This window comes from Flavobacterium davisii (assembly GCF_019565505.1).
GTDB lineage: Bacteria > Bacteroidota > Bacteroidia > Flavobacteriales > Flavobacteriaceae > Flavobacterium > Flavobacterium davisii.
In genome coordinates this window covers 1,189,248-1,206,497 of record NZ_CP067378.1, presented here as the reverse complement: position 1 = coordinate 1,206,497, position 17,250 = coordinate 1,189,248, and the positions used below count along the sequence as shown (strand labels likewise).

The 17,250-nt window shown below is 33.1% G+C and carries 13 protein-coding genes, 3 pseudogenes and 1 riboswitch; of the genes and pseudogenes, 9 read left to right on the top strand and 7 right to left on the bottom strand.

The genetic code is table 11. The annotated features are described in order from the left end of the window. Nucleotides 1-157: 157 nt before the first annotated feature. A complete protein-coding gene (locus tag JJC05_RS05930) occupies nucleotides 158-676 on the bottom strand; it encodes a hypothetical protein (protein ID WP_235878534.1) in 519 nt (172 codons plus the stop codon). A 245-nt stretch (nucleotides 677-921) separates the two neighbouring features. Further along, nucleotides 922-1,080, bottom strand: coding sequence for a hypothetical protein (locus JJC05_RS05925; protein ID WP_165764823.1), 159 nt, complete (start codon nucleotides 1,078-1,080; stop codon nucleotides 922-924). Nucleotides 1,081-1,446: 366 nt separating this feature from the next. Further along, nucleotides 1,447-1,565: riboswitch (SAM riboswitch) on the top strand. Between the two features lie 241 nt (nucleotides 1,566-1,806). Here JJC05_RS05925 and JJC05_RS19045 point away from each other — a divergent pair. From JJC05_RS19045 to metF, 6 genes and pseudogenes are all read left to right on the top strand, one after another. Further along, nucleotides 1,807-2,722, top strand: a pseudogene (locus JJC05_RS19045) (homocysteine S-methyltransferase family protein); the annotation flags it as partial. Between the two features lie 168 nt (nucleotides 2,723-2,890). After that, entirely contained in the window at nucleotides 2,891-4,606 is a 1,716-nt protein-coding gene (locus JJC05_RS18725) for a dihydropteroate synthase (protein WP_258929668.1), read from the top strand. Continuing rightward, nucleotides 4,600-5,364, top strand: coding sequence for a vitamin B12 dependent-methionine synthase activation domain-containing protein (locus JJC05_RS18720; RefSeq protein WP_374226354.1), 765 nt, complete (start codon nucleotides 4,600-4,602; stop codon nucleotides 5,362-5,364). Before JJC05_RS18725 ends, JJC05_RS18720 begins: the two co-directional genes overlap by 7 nt. Then, nucleotides 5,313-5,675, top strand: a complete 363-nt coding sequence (locus JJC05_RS18715) for an endonuclease domain-containing protein (protein ID WP_235878533.1) — start codon at nucleotides 5,313-5,315, stop codon at nucleotides 5,673-5,675. The genes JJC05_RS18720 and JJC05_RS18715 overlap by 52 nt, the downstream gene beginning before the upstream one ends. A gap of 79 nt (nucleotides 5,676-5,754) precedes the next feature. Beyond that, nucleotides 5,755-6,392: pseudogene (locus tag JJC05_RS18710) on the top strand (vitamin B12 dependent-methionine synthase activation domain-containing protein); the annotation flags it as partial. Between the two features lie 54 nt (nucleotides 6,393-6,446). Continuing rightward, nucleotides 6,447-7,403 (top strand): annotated as a pseudogene (gene metF / locus JJC05_RS05900) (methylenetetrahydrofolate reductase [NAD(P)H]). A 61-nt stretch (nucleotides 7,404-7,464) separates the two neighbouring features. On the opposite strand, the gene JJC05_RS05895 reads toward metF, so the two are convergent. The 5 genes from JJC05_RS05895 to JJC05_RS05875 form a co-directional block, all read right to left on the bottom strand. Further along, complete coding sequence (locus JJC05_RS05895; RefSeq protein WP_235878531.1) at nucleotides 7,465-8,589, bottom strand: Fic family protein; 1,125 nt, start codon at nucleotides 8,587-8,589, stop codon at nucleotides 7,465-7,467. 962 nt (nucleotides 8,590-9,551) lie between these two features. Next, on the bottom strand, nucleotides 9,552-9,845 hold the full coding sequence (locus JJC05_RS05890) for a HepT-like ribonuclease domain-containing protein (protein ID WP_309597464.1): 294 nt from the start codon (nucleotides 9,843-9,845) through the stop codon (nucleotides 9,552-9,554). A gap of 37 nt (nucleotides 9,846-9,882) precedes the next feature. Next, nucleotides 9,883-10,182, bottom strand: a complete 300-nt coding sequence (locus JJC05_RS05885; protein WP_235878530.1) for a nucleotidyltransferase family protein — start codon at nucleotides 10,180-10,182, stop codon at nucleotides 9,883-9,885. Between the two features lie 41 nt (nucleotides 10,183-10,223). Next, nucleotides 10,224-11,117, bottom strand: a complete 894-nt coding sequence (gldA, locus tag JJC05_RS05880) for a gliding motility-associated ABC transporter ATP-binding subunit GldA (protein WP_235878529.1) — start codon at nucleotides 11,115-11,117, stop codon at nucleotides 10,224-10,226. Nucleotides 11,118-11,406: 289 nt separating this feature from the next. Beyond that, nucleotides 11,407-12,267 (bottom strand): hypothetical protein, encoded by an 861-nt coding sequence (locus tag JJC05_RS05875; RefSeq protein ID WP_235878528.1) that lies wholly within the window; start codon nucleotides 12,265-12,267, stop codon nucleotides 11,407-11,409. A 114-nt stretch (nucleotides 12,268-12,381) separates the two neighbouring features. Here JJC05_RS05875 and JJC05_RS05870 point away from each other — a divergent pair, with 114 nt between their 5' ends. From JJC05_RS05870 to dnaG, 3 genes are all read left to right on the top strand, one after another. Then, nucleotides 12,382-13,362 carry a polyprenyl synthetase family protein gene (locus JJC05_RS05870; protein ID WP_088390355.1) on the top strand — a complete coding sequence of 327 codons (981 nt, stop codon included), beginning with the start codon at nucleotides 12,382-12,384 and terminating at the stop codon, nucleotides 13,360-13,362. A gap of 153 nt (nucleotides 13,363-13,515) precedes the next feature. Continuing rightward, nucleotides 13,516-14,754, top strand: coding sequence for a beta-helix domain-containing protein (locus tag JJC05_RS05865; protein ID WP_105195388.1), 1,239 nt, complete (start codon nucleotides 13,516-13,518; stop codon nucleotides 14,752-14,754). A gap of 364 nt (nucleotides 14,755-15,118) precedes the next feature. Then, nucleotides 15,119-17,098 (top strand): DNA primase, encoded by a 1,980-nt coding sequence (gene dnaG, locus JJC05_RS05860; protein ID WP_088390359.1) that lies wholly within the window; start codon nucleotides 15,119-15,121, stop codon nucleotides 17,096-17,098. Nucleotides 17,099-17,250: the final 152 nt, after the last annotated feature.

Below are 17,250 nucleotides of genomic sequence, written 5' to 3'. Positions count from 1 at the left end.
TAGATTTTTAGTTTTAGAATTCGTTTTGTGGCTTTGCGAGGTGAGGAGCTCGAAAAGCACTGATTGTTAGTGTTTTTACTGCACTCCGCAAGTACAAAATTTACTTTAAATTGATCCGAAACTCCGTATCTAGCAAAACTACTGTTGTAGGTGGTTGTTATTTTTCAGGATTTGTTTTTCTCCCTCGTTTTGACTTTTCAAGCTCTGTTTGGGGTTTAGTGTTTTCTACTTCTTCTTTCTCTTTAAAGCCTTTAAACAATTCAGGTATGAATTTAGACACAATAATTATTTCTGATGTTGGTAGAGTCATCCCAATAACATCCTCTAACTTATTAGCTTTATTTTCTTTGAAATAATTCTCTAAAGTGTCTATGTAATCTGTTGTTATCTTAAAAACTTGGGTTTCTTTATCTCTGTAACCACTCATACTAGGTATAATTGTTATGTGTGAGTTTTTTAAAGGTTCTGAAACATTAGATAAATAACCAACATAGACTTTATTGGACTTTGTGGTTATCATCAGAAGATTATTCTCATCTCCAACAGAATCCCAAAATAGTTTTTCATAATCATCTCCCCATTTCTGAATAATCCAATATAATGCAAAATTATCTGGAAATATCCTATTTGCTATTTTTGCTATAGGGTAGGAGATTAAGAAAATATAAAAAGGCACCGTTAAACCTTCATATTTTAAAGGGATTAGGAATTTAAAAAATTTTCTAAAACACACAAAACATTCAAGCTTTAAAATCTCATTTAAGTATAAGCCAAAAATAGATATTAATAAGCCAGCAATAACAGAGTTGAATATTAATCTTTGCCTGTCAATTCTTTGATGGTAAAATTTAGTCAAGTAGAATGTTATAAGAAAAACATACCCACCGACTAAAGGTAGAAGTAGTAGGTCAAACTTTATCATTAACCTTTAACCTTATATTCCTTTACAATCTTTTTTAAAGCATCTAACTGTCTTTTTGTTTTTTCTCTGTCTGAAAAAATATCTTCCGACTTAATATAAAAACCTCCATTAGAAGTAACTTTAATTTTTGGATTTGGTTTTAATTTAAAAATATTCATATCACAAAAATTTAATATATCAAATATACTACAAATTTTATTCCAAAGGATAATTTTTCTGCTTTTAACGCTTCGGTTCTCGTACAATTACCTACAACATGTGGATTTGTGTTTGTTTAAGTTTAAGAGTTTAAAAGGCTTTTGCCTGCATAATAATTCGTGTTCTTTTTTCTTTTATAATTAGATTTAATTCATAAAACCCAGTGGTAAATAATCACTGTCAAGTTTTGGTATAAGAAAATATTTTTATGTATTTTAGTTTTTACAGAAAAAATAAAATGTAATTCAAAAATAATTAGTAAATTTCTGAAAAATTTTCAAATTTACATTTTGTGAATTATCTTTGCCCTGTTCATAAGTTTATTGTTGTTATCACGAAAGCGGGAGGGAATAGACCCAACGAACGCTTAGCAACCTCCCTTGTGGAAAGGTGCTACATTCTATCTGTATATCAATTACTTTTTAATATATAGAAAAGATAACTTTTTGAGTTTTTCGCTCCCCTTTTTGATAACGTTTTTTTGTGTAAAATTTCCAATTTTTTTGGAAGCACAATTCCTTAAACCATTTTGTAAAATAAAGTTTTCAAGCGGATAGTATTCGTTTTGAATGATAAGAAATGTAATGTCAATGAGTGATATAAATCAAAAAGGGGCAACCTCTTCAAGAGCAAGTGGGCTCATTCAAGAAATTTTAAAGCAACGTATCCTAGTACTCGATGGAGCTATGGGAACGATGTTGCAACGTTATAAGTTTGAGGAGGAAGATTTTAGAGGCGAACGCTTTAAAGATTTTCCGCACCCATTAAAAGGGAACAATGATTTATTGTCTCTGACACAACCTGAAGCGGTAAAAGAAGTGCATCGTTTGTATTTTCAAGCGGGTGCCGATATAGTGGAAACCAATACGTTTTCAGGAACTACCATCGGAATGGCGGATTATCATATGGAAGATTTGGTTTATGAACTTAATTATCAATCGGCTAAAATTGCTCGCGAAGTAGCAGATGAGTTTACTGATAAACCTAGATTTGTTGCGGGTTCCATTGGACCAACTAATAGAACAGCGTCTATGTCGCCCGATGTAAATGACCCGGAGTTATAGAGCAGTTACTTTTGATGAGTTAAAATTAGCGTATCGTCAGCAAGTAGAAGCTTTAATTGATGGTGGTGCCGATTTATTATTAGTAGAAACCATTTTTGACACACTGAATGCTAAAGCGTGCTTGTTTGCGATAGAAGAAGTAAAGGAAGAACGTAAATTAGATATACCTGTAATGGTTTCTGGTACAATTACAGATGCTTCAGGAAGAACATTGTCGGGGCAAACCGTGGAAGCTTTTTTAATTTCAATCCAACATATTCCATTGTTGAGTGTTGGTTTTAACTGTGCTTTAGGAGCCGACCAGTTAAAGCCCTATCTGAAAAGATTAGCACACAATACACAATTAAATATCTCTGCACATCCTAATGCAGGTTTGCCTAATGCATTTGGACAATACGACCAAACCGCAGAGGAAATGCAACAACTCATAAGAGAATATTTGCAAGAAAATTTAGTCAATATTATCGGTGGTTGTTGTGGAACAACTCCAGAACATATAAGATTAATTGCAGAAGCAGTTGCCCCCCTAACCCCCAAAAGGGGAGTTGTAGCACCGCCTAAAAAAGCATTGACACTCTCAGGTCTTGAACCACTTAAAGTATATCAAGGGGAGTTGAATAATAAAGTGAAGGAAACTGCGGTTAGTGTTGACGCATCAGTAAGCCCCTCCTTTGGAGGGGTTGGGGAGGCTGGTCGAGCGCTATTTATAAATGTAGGCGAACGTACTAATGTTACAGGGTCTCGTAAATTTCTTCGACTAATAAAAGAAGAAAAATATGATGAAGCACTAGATATTGCACGAGCTCAAGTTGAAGGTGGTGCGCAAATCATTGATGTGAATATGGATGAAGGGATGCTGGATGGTGTATACGCAATGACCAAATTCCTTAATTTAATTGCATCTGAACCTGATATCGCAAGAGTTCCCGTAATGATAGATAGTTCTAAATGGGAAATTATTGAAGCAGGTCTTAAGGTGATTCAAGGTAAAGGTGTTGTGAATTCTATTTCGTTAAAAGAGGGAGAAGAAACGTTTATCCATCACGCAAAATTAATCAAACGTTACGGAGCATCAGTAATTGTAATGGCTTTTGATGAGGTTGGACAGGCGGATACATATCAACGTCGTATTGAAATATGTAAGCGTTCCTATGATATTTTGGTAGAAAAAGTAGGTTTTCCTGCGGAAGATATCATTTTTGACCCCAATATCTTTCCCGTGGCTACAGGAATGGAAGAACATAGACGCAATGCAATTGATTTCTTTTTAGCTACTAAATGGATTCGCGAAAATCTTCCGTATGCAAATATTTCGGGTGGGGTGAGTAATGTTTCATTTTCATTTAGAGGAAATGACAAAGTGCGCGAAGCCATGCATTCGGCATTTTTATATCACGCCATCAATCACGGTATGACGATGGGAATAGTAAATCCTGAAATGCTCGAGATTTATGATGAAATTGACAAGGAATTGTTAGAATATGTTGAAGATGTACTTCTTGATAGACGCGATGACGCAACCGAAAGATTAATAGAGTATGCGGAACGTATTAAAGGCAACGGCTCCCCTCTCCTTCGGAGAGGGGCTGGGGGAGAGGCTGTTTGGAGAAATGGTTCAGTCCAGGAACGGTTAACACATTCTTTGGTAAAAGGATTAGATGAATTTATCGAAATAGATGTTGAAGAAGCGCGCCAACAAGTAACTCGACCAATTGAAGTGATAGAAAATCATTTGATGAATGGAATGAACGTAGTAGGGGACTTATTTGGCTCTGGAAAAATGTTTTTGCCTCAAGTCGTAAAGTCCGCTCGAGTAATGAAAAAAGCGGTGGCTTATTTAATGCCGTACATCAGCCCCCCAACCCCCGAAGGGGGAGTTGACAAACAGTCGTGGAAAACTGCAAGTCCAACACTATACGCGAAACTCAAAGAAAGTGCAAAAGCAATGCGTAATAATCCAACAGAAGCAGAAAAAATGCTTTGGAATGTACTTTCTGCTAAGGGTATTGATGAATATAAGTTTAGAAGACAACATATAATTGGCGAGTATATAGTCGATTTTGTTTGTTTAGAAAAAAGATTAGTAATTGAAGTTGACGGTTCTGTACATAATCAGCCAGAACAGATAGAACACGATAAATTAAGAACAGAATGGCTTGAAAAAAATGGTTTCAAAGTCATTCGATTTGAAAACAACCAAGTTTTAAATCATCTTTTTGACACCATCGAAATTATTCGCAACGAATTGAACGCACAGTTGGTAGCTCCCCCTTCGGGGGCAGGCAAGTCCGGCAAGATTTTAATGGCAACCGTAAAAGGCGATGTGCACGATATAGGGAAAAATATAGTTTCAGTTGTTTTAGCTTGTAATAATTTTGAAATAATTGATTTGGGGGTAATGGTGCCACCAGAAAAATTATAGAAACAGCTGTCAAAGAAAAGGTAGATATTATAGGATTAAGTGGTTTAATCACGCCTTCCTTAGATGAAATGGTATATCTAGCCAAAGAATTAGATAGATTAAATATTAAAATTCCAGTAATGATAGGTGGTGCAACCACGTCGCGTGCACATACAGCTGTGAAAATTGCACCTGAATATCAGTCGACCGTGGTACACGTCAATGATGCGTCAAGAGCGGTGACGGTTGCTTCTAATTTATTGCAGGAAGAGGTAAAGTTAGATTTTGCAAAATCATTGCGTGAAGAGTATAATACCTTGCGCGAAGGTTATTTGAATAGAAGTAGAGAAAAGAATTTTCTTTCCATTGAAGAAGCACGTAAAAATAAATTCTTAATCGATTGGGATGCTTATAAACCAGTAAAACCAAATTTTATTGGGACAAAAATAGTTGAAGTAGCGTTGTCAGAATTGGTAAGTTATATCGATTGGACACCGTTTTTTCAGTCGTGGGAATTATATGGTAAATATCCAGCCATTCTCACCGATGAAGTAGTGGGCGAACAAGCTTCTAATTTGTTTTTGGATGCCCAGAGTATGTTGGAAAAAATCATTTCTGAAAAATGGTTTATCGCCAAAGGAATTCTAGGGATTTTTCCTGCTAATACCGTGAATGATGATGATATCGAAGTGAGCCCCCTAGCCCCCAAGGGGGAACTCCAAACGTTGTGTCCAAGCAATTTTGGGAAACTGCAAATCCAGTACTTTATGAAGAATTAAAAGTTAGAGCTAAGGAAATGCGTAATCAACCAACTGATGCTGAAAATATACTTTGGAAAGTGTTGTCTAATAAAGGAATAGATGGCTTTAAGTTTAGAAGACAACATATCATTGGCCAATATATTGTAGATTTTGTTTGTTTAGAGAAGAACTTGATAGTTGAAGTGGATGGAGCAATTCATAATCTTCAAGAGCAAATAGAACACGATAAATTGAGGACTGAATGGTTGGAATCGAAAGGATTTGAAGTGATTAGATTTACGAATAAGGAAGTTCTAACCAATTTATTCGAAACTATTGAAAAAAATTAGACAACGTTTATCCGTAAAGTTGGTCGTTCCCCCTTTGCTTCGCCAGTTCGCTTCTGCTCGTGTGGGGGCTGGGGGGCTCTTTTTGACTTTACGTCAACAGAGTGTGAAAACAGCAGGTGCTCCTAACATCGCTTTAGCCGATTTTATAGCGCCAAAAGAAACAGGTAAACAAGATTATATAGGTTGTTTTTGTGTAACTACAGGTTTTGGCGTGGATGAAAAAGCAAAAGAATACGAAACAAATTTAGACGATTACAATTCGATTTTAGTAAAAGCACTAGGCGACCGTTTAGCAGAAGCTTTTGCAGAATATTTACACGAAAAAGTGCGTAAAGAAATTTGGGGTTATGCTTCAGATGAAAAATTAACCAACGAAGAATTAATAAAAGAAAGCTACAAAGGAATACGTCCCGCGCCGGATATCCAGCGTGTCCAGACCATTTAGAAAAGCCAGTTATCTGGAAATTGTTAGACGTGGAAAATCAAATAGGAGTCAAACTAACCGAAAGTATGGCAATGTGGCCAGCTTCCTCCGTTTCAGGATATTATTTTGCTAACCCACAAAGTAAATACTTCGGATTAGGAAAAATAAAACCAGACCAAGTAGCCGATTATGCGAAACGCCGTGGAATTTCAGTAGAAGAAGCAATGAAGTGGTTGGCCCCCTCCATCTCCCCTAAGGGGAGGAACCTGAAACCTATAATTGTATTAACGTAAAACTGATTACCCACTTCAGTCACCCCTCCTTTGGAGGGGACGGGGGAGGCTCTTATGAAAGTAACCGAACATATAGAAAAAGCAAACGGGAAAACGCAATTTTCCTTCGAAATATTACCGCCTTTAAAAGGGCAAAACATCCAATGTATATTTGATGGGATTGACCCATTAATGGAATTCAATCCGCCGTTTATAGACGTGACGTATCATCGTGAAGAATACGAATTTAAAGAGTTGTCAAACGGTTTGTTGCAAAAGAAAATTGTAAAAAAACGTCCAGGAACAGTGGGTATTTGTGCTGGGATTCAAAATAAATATAATGTCGATGCGATACCCCATATTTTATGTGGTGGATTTACAAAAGAAGATACAGAAAACCTTCTAATCGACTTAGATTTCCTAGGGATTGATAATGTGGTAGCTTTACGAGGCGATGCGGTAAAAAGTGAAATTTATTTCAAAGCCGAAAAAGAAGGAAATGCCTATGCCTCAGAATTGGTAACCCAAATTAGTAATTTGAATAAAGGGATTTATTTAGATGACGATTTGCAGAATACCAATGCAACTGATTTTTGTATAGGTGTTGCAGGTTATCCCGAAAAACATATGGAAGCACCAAGTATGGATAGCGACATTTATTTTATGAAGCAAAAAATAAAAAATGGCGCGGACTATATCATTACCCAGATGTTTTTTGACAATCAAAAGTTTTTTGAATACGTCGAAAAATGCAGAAATGCAGGTATCACAGTGCCTATTATCCCGTGATTAAAACCCATTGCAACCAAAAAACAACTGAATTTGATTCCGCATCGCTTTAAAGTCGATTTGCCAGACGATTTGATTATGGCTGTGGTAAAAGCCAAAGATAATGAAGCAGTAAAACAAATCGGTATTGAATGGTGTATTCAGCAAAGTAAGGAGTTAGTGAAATCAGGAGTGCCTTTTTTGCATTATTATTCTATGGGAAAGGCCGAGAATATTAAGGCGATTGCAGGGGAGGTGTTTTAGTAATTGGTTAGACGAAACTGAAGAATTAATCTCGTCTAACCGATTTAGAAGTAGTATAGGTTTATTGGAATAACTGGGTGTAATCTTTAAAGAGATATAGTTTACCTCTTTTTGAACCAGTAATTTCTTTTATTATTTGTAAATTTTCTAATTCTTCTAAAAGTTTGTAAACGGATGGTGATGAAAGACCCGTGATTTCTCTTGCTTTTTGTGCTTCAATCATTGGGTGTTGATATAAATAATTTAGAAGCGTATTTGCTTTGTTTGCTCTACTTCCTAATTTTTGAATTTTTAGGTCTACTTCTTTTTGTAATTTCAAGATACTGTCAAAGGTTGATATTCCTTTTTTTGCAGTTTCAATTATGCCAACTAGGAAAAATTTAAACCATTGAATAATGTCATTTTTGTCTCTTACCTTTGTAAGATTGTCATAATATAGTGTTCTGTTTTTTTCAAAGAAATCAGATAGATAAAGTATCGGTTTTTTTAAAATACCTTTTTCAACTAGATATAATGTTATCATTAGTCTTCCAACCCTGCCATTGCCATCAAGAAATGGATGAATAGTTTCAAATTGATAATGTATCAAAGCAATTTTCAAAAGCTCAGGAAAATAATAATCATCATTATGAGCAAATTTTTCCAAGTCACTCATGTAGTCGTTCACCAAAGTATGGTTTGGTGGTACAAATGAAGCATCGTTTATACTAGCACCTCCTATCCAATTTTGACTTGTTCTAAACTCACCCGGTAGTTTATGTTTTCCTCTAACGCCTTGTAGTAAAATTTGATGAGTTTCTTTTAGTAGACGTGATGAAAATGGAAGTTTTTCTAGTTTTGTTATGGCAGAATTTAAGGCTGAAATATAGTTTTGTACTTCTTCCCAGTCATCTCGTTTCTCTTCTCGTATGTCTTCTTTGTTTAAAAGAGCTTCCTCAATATTTGTTTCAGTTCCTTCAATTTTACTAGACTGAGTTGCTTCTTTTAAGACGTGCATACTTATAAAAAGGTCGATATTAGGGATATATTCTGAATACATATCTAGTCTTCCTAATTGTCTGTCAGCTTGACTTAATAAGTTTAGAAGTTCCATGTTTTCAATAGTCCATTCCTTGTTTATCTTTTCTGGCTGAAAACTTTTATAAGAGTTCTGCTTAATATAGATTCCAGATTTAAAATTCTTCATCAGTAAAAATTTTAATTAAAGATATGTCTTATTTAATAAAAATGCAATTTTCTTAATTAGTGCAAGTGTTAATTTAAGATTTAACGAAAATAAATTATTAAGCTCTTTCTGTGTTGAAGGTTTTAGCTAGTTTTATTATCGGTTTAGTAAAATTTTTACTGATAAGCATATTTTTACATATGTAAAAAGTTGAAACATTAATCTATTGCCTTTGGAGAAATCAAGCACAATACTTCTATAGTATATCCAGCAAAGTAAGAGTTAGTAAAATCAGGAGTACCTTTTTGCATTATTATTCTATGGGGATGGCTGAGAATATTAAGGCTATTGCAGGGGAGGTGTTTTAGTAATATTTTGAAGGTTCACATTATCTAGTGGGTATAGTTTCTTGTTTTAAATTGCATAAGTCAAAAGATAGATTTACTTCGTCAAATTTCAAAATGCATTTATTTCCAATTTTGGTGAGGTTTTCAGGGAACGTTATGTCTATGTCCTTATGAATTGTCCCAAAGAAATATTGCTCAGTTAAAGAATAGAAGCTAGGTTTTGGGCCTTCAAATGACCTTGTTATAGATTGAATTCGATACTTATCGATATACCAAGTTTGACTAATTTCATTGGCACTTGTAAGGCTAGCCAAAATAATCTCCCATAAGAAAAACAACATTGTAAAAAAAAGTACTATAATCGATAAGGAAATTTTTAGTTTTTTATTTTGAAAATTTTTGTTAATTAAAAGTATGCTTGTAATTGAGGTTGCAATTGAAATCGGTATGGCTAAATAAGTTGTCAAGTCATATTCTGAAAAATAAAAGCAAATTTCAATAAATAGGAATATAATGAAAATTGGTGTAAAGATGTTTTTATAGTTTCGTTTCATAAATTTAAAAATATCAATTCTTTCGAATTATTCCTTATAAACAGACACGCTGAATTTTTATCCATCAAATAAAATATTACATTTACTCGTTCAGCAATTCTTCAACTTCAACCTGTAAAATAGGTAAGTTTTTAATAACAATTCCCCAAATGACATCATCAGAAACTGAGTCGTAACCGTGAATAATTCGGTTTCTAACATCAACAATTTTTCTTGAGTTAGAAATAGTTATAGTTGGTTCAAGCTTCAAAATGCGATTCATTGCTTCGCCTATGATATCGATGTTACGTTCTACAGCTCTTTTGGTACGTAAGTCGTTTTGGTATACCTCAAAAAAATTAGGCGTGTCAATAAAGAAACTCTCAATTTCATTGATTGCGTTTAAGATATCGTAAAGCTAAGCCTTTATTTGGTTATCCATAAATCAATTTTTTATGCTGATTTAATGTTTTTAAAAAATAAGGGTTTTTAATAGCTTTCTCTTCTAATAAATCGACATTTCTTTTGAAGGTGTTTTCTAATGAAAACTTCAAATCATAGTAATTGTCTCCATAATCGAGTACATCTAACGGTAGGAAATCGACAACTAAATCAATATCACTTTCGGTGTTAAATTTATCAGTCAATACAGAGCCAAAAGCATACAAAGTCTTTACCTTATGCGCTTTACAAAGGTTGAGAATCTCGGTAGTATGACTTTCTAATACATTCATTTTGTGATGTTATATTCAAAAATACAAAAAGTTTTGAAGATTTATTTCGTCTTCTCCCTAAACACACGCTCCAAGTTCTTACTCTTCAAAGAAAGTTGCAGAATTTTTAAACCATTGGCTTGAGCAAAATCAAACACCTGAGTTCTGCGGTCTTCGTTAGTAGTAAAAGTCAATTCCCAAGTGTTTCCGTTGTTAGAAGATTGGGTCAAATCAGCCAATGTTTCCAGTTGTGTTGCTGTAATGGGTTGGTCAAATTCCACCTCAATTACTTGCTCGGCAACCTCAGAAATTAAGTTTTCAATATTGTTATCGGTTACTATCTTCCCTTTGTTGATGATGATGACACGGTCGCAAATCGCTTCCACTTCTTGCATAATATGCGTAGAAAGAAAAACTGTTTTGTCTTTGCCTATGTTTTTAATCAAATCACGAATTTCAACCAATTGATTTGGGTCTAAACCTGTAGTAGGTTCGTCTAAAATCAATACATCAGGATTGTGTAATAAAGCCGTAGCCAGTCCCACACGCTGACGATAACCCTTTGATAATGCGCCAATTTTCTTATGTGCTTCTGGGGTTAATCCCGTTAAAGCGATGACTTCATCAATGCGACTTTTGGCAACTTTATATACATCGGCATTAAAAGTCAAATATTCTCTTACGTACAAATCCAAATACAAAGGATTGTGTTCGGGTAAATATCCTACCGATTTTTGAACGGCAAGAGCATCCGTAGTTACATCAAATCCATTGACTTTAGCGGTGCCACCATCGGCGCTGATAAATGTGGTAAGGATTTTCATTAATGTCGATTTTCCCGCACCATTAGGACCTAGGAAACCCACAATTTCTCCTTTATTAACCGAAAATGAAATGGAATCTAATGCTTTTTGGGAACCGTAATTTTTAGATATATTTTGAACTTCTATTGACATAGCGTAACTGTAATTTGAAAACAAAACTAATGATTTTAGTGAAAAAGGGAGGTTCGTTTTTATATTATTATTCAACAAGTAAGACTGAGAATATTAAGGCGATCGCTGGGGAAGATTGGTGTTCTAGTAGTATGAAAATGCTGTGTAAGTAATTTAAATGAATAATGAAGCATGTCAATAGTACCTCTTTGAGCTGTTACTGAAAGGCGTTTTTGAATTTTAATGGATCAAAAAAGAGAGATTATTGTAATGAAAATAATCTCTCTTTTGATAGGGTTAATAAAACGAACTATTTTCCAAGGAAAATAATGTAATTTTGACCATTGACTGTCAATGTAGCCTTATCATCGCATTCTCCATTTCCGAAATCTAAAACAGCTGCTGTTTTGTCTAATTTTGTATAAGAAATAATACCTTTCGTAATATAAAAACAATTTGATTTTACGATTAAAGGAGAAGTGATTTCAGCTAATCTTACAGTTCCACTTGGGAAAACAGTTTCCCAGTTTCCTGTAATTTGATAAACATTATCTGATAACTCAGGAGTGTTTTGTCCTTGAATAATTTCTCTGGTTTTAGTTCCTGTTATTTTTAAGATCTTACCATTTTCTAAAGTAACAGTTAAGTTTAAGTCAATTTTAAATATTAAATGTTCATTAGGATTTGCTGCTGAGGTACCTCTTGTAATTGTAATGGTTCTTGTTCCTTCTACTTTTACATTGTTGTGAGAAAAATTTTCGAAAGTATAAGTAATTGTGTGAGAGGTGGCTTTAGGTTGGTAAGTAAATTTAATGATTATTTTACCTTTTAACGTATTGCCATTTGGCATAGAACAACCTGTTGAACCAAAATCAATTGTTTTGCTAATTGTTTGTCCAGAAGTATAAGGGGCTTGTGGGGTTATACTTACAACAGCACAAGAAGGAGTTTGTCTTTCTGTAGACATCATTCTGGCTGCTAAATTAAGTTCTCCTAGTTGTTCAAGGACTACTGTTGAAAGATCTTCAACAAAGGCATCTGTTTTTACAGAAGCAGACATGTCATCTTTGGTAATCTCAGGTGTGTATAAATTTTCATTTTCATCTTTATTACAACTGATCAGTAATGCAAAAGTGCTGCATAAAGCAATAATAAAATTTTTAGTTCTCATAATCAAATGGTTTTAAGGTTTATGGGTTGGACTAAAATAATAAAAAAAGGTTTAAATTGATAGCGTAAAAAAGTTTTTTTTCATATATGAAATTGTTTTACCTTTGAAACCCTGATGGATATTACTTCTCAAATAAAACAGCCAATACTTCAGGAAATGGAAATTTTTGAAAAAAAATTTCATTCCTCAATGTCTTCTAAGGTAGCGTTGTTAAATAGGATTACCTATTATATTGTTAATAGGAAAGGGAAACAAATGCGGCCTATGTTTGTTTTTCTTACAGCTAAAATGATCTCTAAAGGAACTGTTTTAGAAAGAACCTACAGAGGAGCATTGGTAATAGAACTTATTCATACGGCTACTTTAGTTCATGATGATGTAGTAGATGATAGTAATCGTCGTCGTGGTTTTTTCTCTATAAATGCTTTGTGGAAAAATAAAATTGCAGTTTTAGTAGGAGATTATTTATTGTCAAAAGGATTGTTACTTTCTATTGATAATGGTGATTTTGATTTACTCAAAATTATTTCAGTTGCAGTTCGAGAAATGAGTGAAGGAGAATTACTTCAGATTGAAAAAGCACGTCGATTAGATATAACAGAAGAAATTTACTACGAAATTATTAGGCAAAAAACAGCTACCCTCATTGCTGCCTGTTGTTCTTTGGCCGCTTGCTCTATTAAACCAGATGATGCTGAATTAATAGAAAGAATGCGTAAATTTGGAGAACTTATAGGGATGGCTTTTCAAATAAAAGACGATCTTTTTGATTATTCAGAAGAAGCTATAGGAAAACCAACAGGAATTGATATTAAAGAGCAAAAAATGACACTTCCACTCATTTATGTTCTTAATACATGTACTCCGAAAGAAAAAAAATGGTTAATTAATTCTATAAAAAATCATAATAAAGATAAAAAGCGTGTGAAAGAAGTTATAGCATTTGTTAAACAAAATAACGGTCTTCTATATGCTGAAAAAAAAATGATTGAATTTCAACAGGAAGCACTGATGTTGCTTGCTGACTTTCCTGAATCAGATTATAAAAGCGCCTTAGTCTTAATGGTAAATTATGTGATTGAAAGAAAAAAATAATTAATTGGATGTGTTTTGGTGTAATTATTGATAATATTTTATAGATAAAACATTTTTTATCATTTTTTAACAGTTATTTGTTAATAGAAGGTTGTTTATTAACAAACTAAAAAGTAGTTTTGTGCTAATTTTTATAAACCAAACCCCAAAACAATGAGAAAAAAGTTATTGACTATACTATTGTTAGTTTTTGTTTCAGGACAAGCACAAAATGTGCAAGGAATTTACGGCGACTTTAACTGGTTTAATAATTGGACTAATTTTAAGCCTAAAACGCAGGATTACGCAGCACCTAGCCGAATATTAAACGGCGAGATAGGAGTGGATACAACTCTTAAAAAAGGAACTTACCAAATAATGGGATCTGTATATGTTGTTAATGGAGCAACTCTTACTTTAGAGCCAGGGGTAGTTATGAGAGGTGATTCGGATTCTAATGGAACTTTAATCATCACTAAAGGATCTAAAATAAAAGCGGAAGGTACAGAAACAGATCCTATTGTTTTTACATCGAATAAAGGAACCTCTGATAGAAAATCAGGCGATTGGGGAGGTATTATAATTTATGGTGATGCACCTGTTAATCGTTACGGAGGGATCGTTTCTTCTATTTATGATCCAAATCCTAAATATAATCTTTTTGGAGGGAATAATGAAAACAGTGATTCAGGTATTCTAAAATATGTACGTATAGAATTTGCAGGAAAAAAATTAAATGAAAAAACAATGTTAAATGGTTTAACATTAGGAGGGGTAGGAAAAAAAACGAAGATAGAATATGTGCAAATTAGTATGGCCAAGGATGATGGATTAGAAATTGTAGGCGGTGTCTTTGATATAAATAATATTATTTCATTTCAAAATGCAGATGATGATTTTGATTTTTCTATGGGAGCAACCTGTTCTATAAGTAATTCAATAGCTATCCGTAATCCTTATATTTCAGATAATACTCGTTCGAGAGTTATGGAAATAGATACTTATGATAAATTAGAAAATTTTGACCCTACTCGTAAGAAAACGGTTGTTAAACTTAATAACGTGACAATGGTTAGTAATGAGGATAATGCGATGGGGCTAGTAAAAGAAGCTATTTCAGTAAAAACAGATTCATTTGTTGAAATTAATAAATGTGTAATTTCAGGTTTTGCTAGTGTATTTGCTATGGATGATAAATATTTGGAGAGAGAAAATTACAAACAATTAAAAATAGTAAACTCTATTATCAATAATTGTACTGAAATTATTACCAACGAAAATTTAGTTAAAGCAGAAGGACAAACGGATTGGTTTACGTCAAAAGATAAAGTAAATAGTGTTACAAAAATTAGTAATATCAATATGTTTAAAAGTAATGATGTACGAAAAAAACCCGATTTCAGGTTGAAATAAGAAGGGATTGTAAAAGCGAGTAATCATATTTTTGATCAGTAAGAGAAATCACACAATTAAAAGTTGTGTGGCTTCTCTTGTTTTTTTAGCGTAAGTTAAACCCAGATTAGATGATAGGTCTTGTGTAACAAAAAGGAAAAGAACAAAAAGTATAAAAATATATCGAAATTTTTTATCGCAGACAGAGTTTGTTAAACGGAGAATAAAAAGAAAGTTGTTTTTTTAGATTTAGTAATTTTGTTTTATAATGAAGTCTAATGTGGAATCTGGGGTAAATATTAAAAGTGCCTTTTTTTAGATCATTCCTTTTTCTATTTAAAAGGTTTTTAAAGTTTGTATATTTGAATTTTTTTAAAGATTAATTGTGATTTCTAAAAATACAATAGAAACCGTTTTTGAAACGGCTCGAGTGGAGGAGGTTATAGGTGACTTTGTTCAGCTAAAAAGAGCGGGTACAAATTTAAAAGGACTTAGTCCTTTTTCGGATGAAAAATCACCTTCTTTTATGGTCTCACCAGTAAAACAAATATGGAAAGACTTTAGTTCAGGTAAAGGAGGAAATGCTGTGACATTTCTAATGGAACATGAGCATTTTTCATATCCAGAAGCGATTCGATATTTAGCAAAAAAATATAACATAGAAATTGAAGAAACAGAGCAATCTACTGAAGAAGTAGCGGTAGCTAATGAAAAAGAAAGTATGTACTTAGTTTCTGAATTTGCTCAAAAATTTTTTCAAAATGCTCTACTTCATACAGATGAAGGTCAGGCAATAGGACTTTCGTACTTTAAAGAACGTGGATTTACTTTAGAAACTATTGAAAAATTTGGTTTAGGTTTTTCACCTGAAGCTTGGGATATTTTTACAAAAGAAGCTCTCGGAAAAGGGTATAAATTAGAATTTTTAGAAAAAACAGGGTTAACTATAGCTAAGGAAGATGGAAGGCATTTTGATCGTTTTAAAGGACGTGTTATGTTTCCTATTCAAAGTATGTCTGGACGTGTTCTTGGTTTTGGTGGACGTATTTTAACGAATGATAAGAAAGTTGCTAAATACGTTAATTCTCCAGAAAGTGAAATTTATCATAAATCTAAAGTCCTATATGGTATTTATTATGCAAAACAAGCCATAGCCAAACAAGATAATTGTTACTTATGTGAAGGATATACAGATGTTATTCAAATGCACCAAGCAGGTATAGAAAATGTAGTAGCTTCATCTGGTACTGCCTTAACTCCAGATCAAATTCGTTTGATTAATCGTTTGACAAAAAATGTCACAGTTCTTTTTGATGGAGATGCAGCAGGTTTAAGAGCTTCTATTAGAGGTATTGACTTAATTTTGGAGGAAGGTATGAATGTGAAAGTTTGTACTTTTCCAGATGGAGATGATCCAGATAGTTTTGCTAGAAAAACTTCTCATGATGATTTATTGCGTTATCTTGATCAGAATGCCATGGATTTTATTCAGTTTAAAGCATCACTTTTGATGAAAGAAGCTAAAAATGATCCGATAAAAAAAGCAGATCTAATTCGAGATATGGTGATTAGTATTGCTAAAATACCCGATCGAATTAAACGAGAAGTATATATTAAAGAATGTTCTCGTATCATGGATATTTCGGAGGAAGTATTATTTAATACATTAGCACAATTGGTTCAAAAAGACATTGCGGAATCTGGGAAGAAATTAAAACAAGAACAAAAAGCATTTACAGTTGTAAAAAATGAAGAACAATCAGCTAAAACAAAAGTAGATGTTCAATATCAATTAGAACGTAAGATTATAGAAATCCTTTTACTTTATGGGGGAGCAGAAGAAGAATTTACAGATTTTTTATACAAAGCTACTCCAGAAGGTGAATTAAAAGAAATAAAAGAAATTAATAAGTATAAAGTATACCAGCGAATTTATTTGAGTTTACAGGAAGATGAAGTAGAATTGGCAAATCCTCTTTTTAGAGCTATCTATAATGACGTAATGAATTATTATCATCAAAATGAGAAATTAGAAATTGAACATTTTTTGATGCAATTAACACCCGAATTAGCTCAAGAAGTAACTTCTATTTTGATGGAGGATGAAAAGATGAGCCTCCATAATTGGGAGGTTAAACTTATTTATGTAAAATTAAAAGATCAAACAATTGGTCAGTATGCAACAGAAACAATCTTAAGTTTGAGATGGTTTTTAGTAAATAAAATTATAGAAGAAGTTAAAGGACAATTATCACCCGATCCTCAGGCTGATAATTCTGAAATTTTATATATGGTAATGGATTATTCCAAATTGGTGGGTAATTTTTCCAGTAAGCTAGGACGTGTGATGTCTCGTTATTCTTAGTTTTTATAAAGGAATATCCGAAAAGTAAAAATTTCATCTTGTTATTTTTTTCAATAGAAATATATAATTTATTAAAACATTTGCTTAGTCTGTTTAAATAAAATGATCCAGTTTATCTTTAGAAAAGGATTCATAATATAAAATAAATGATG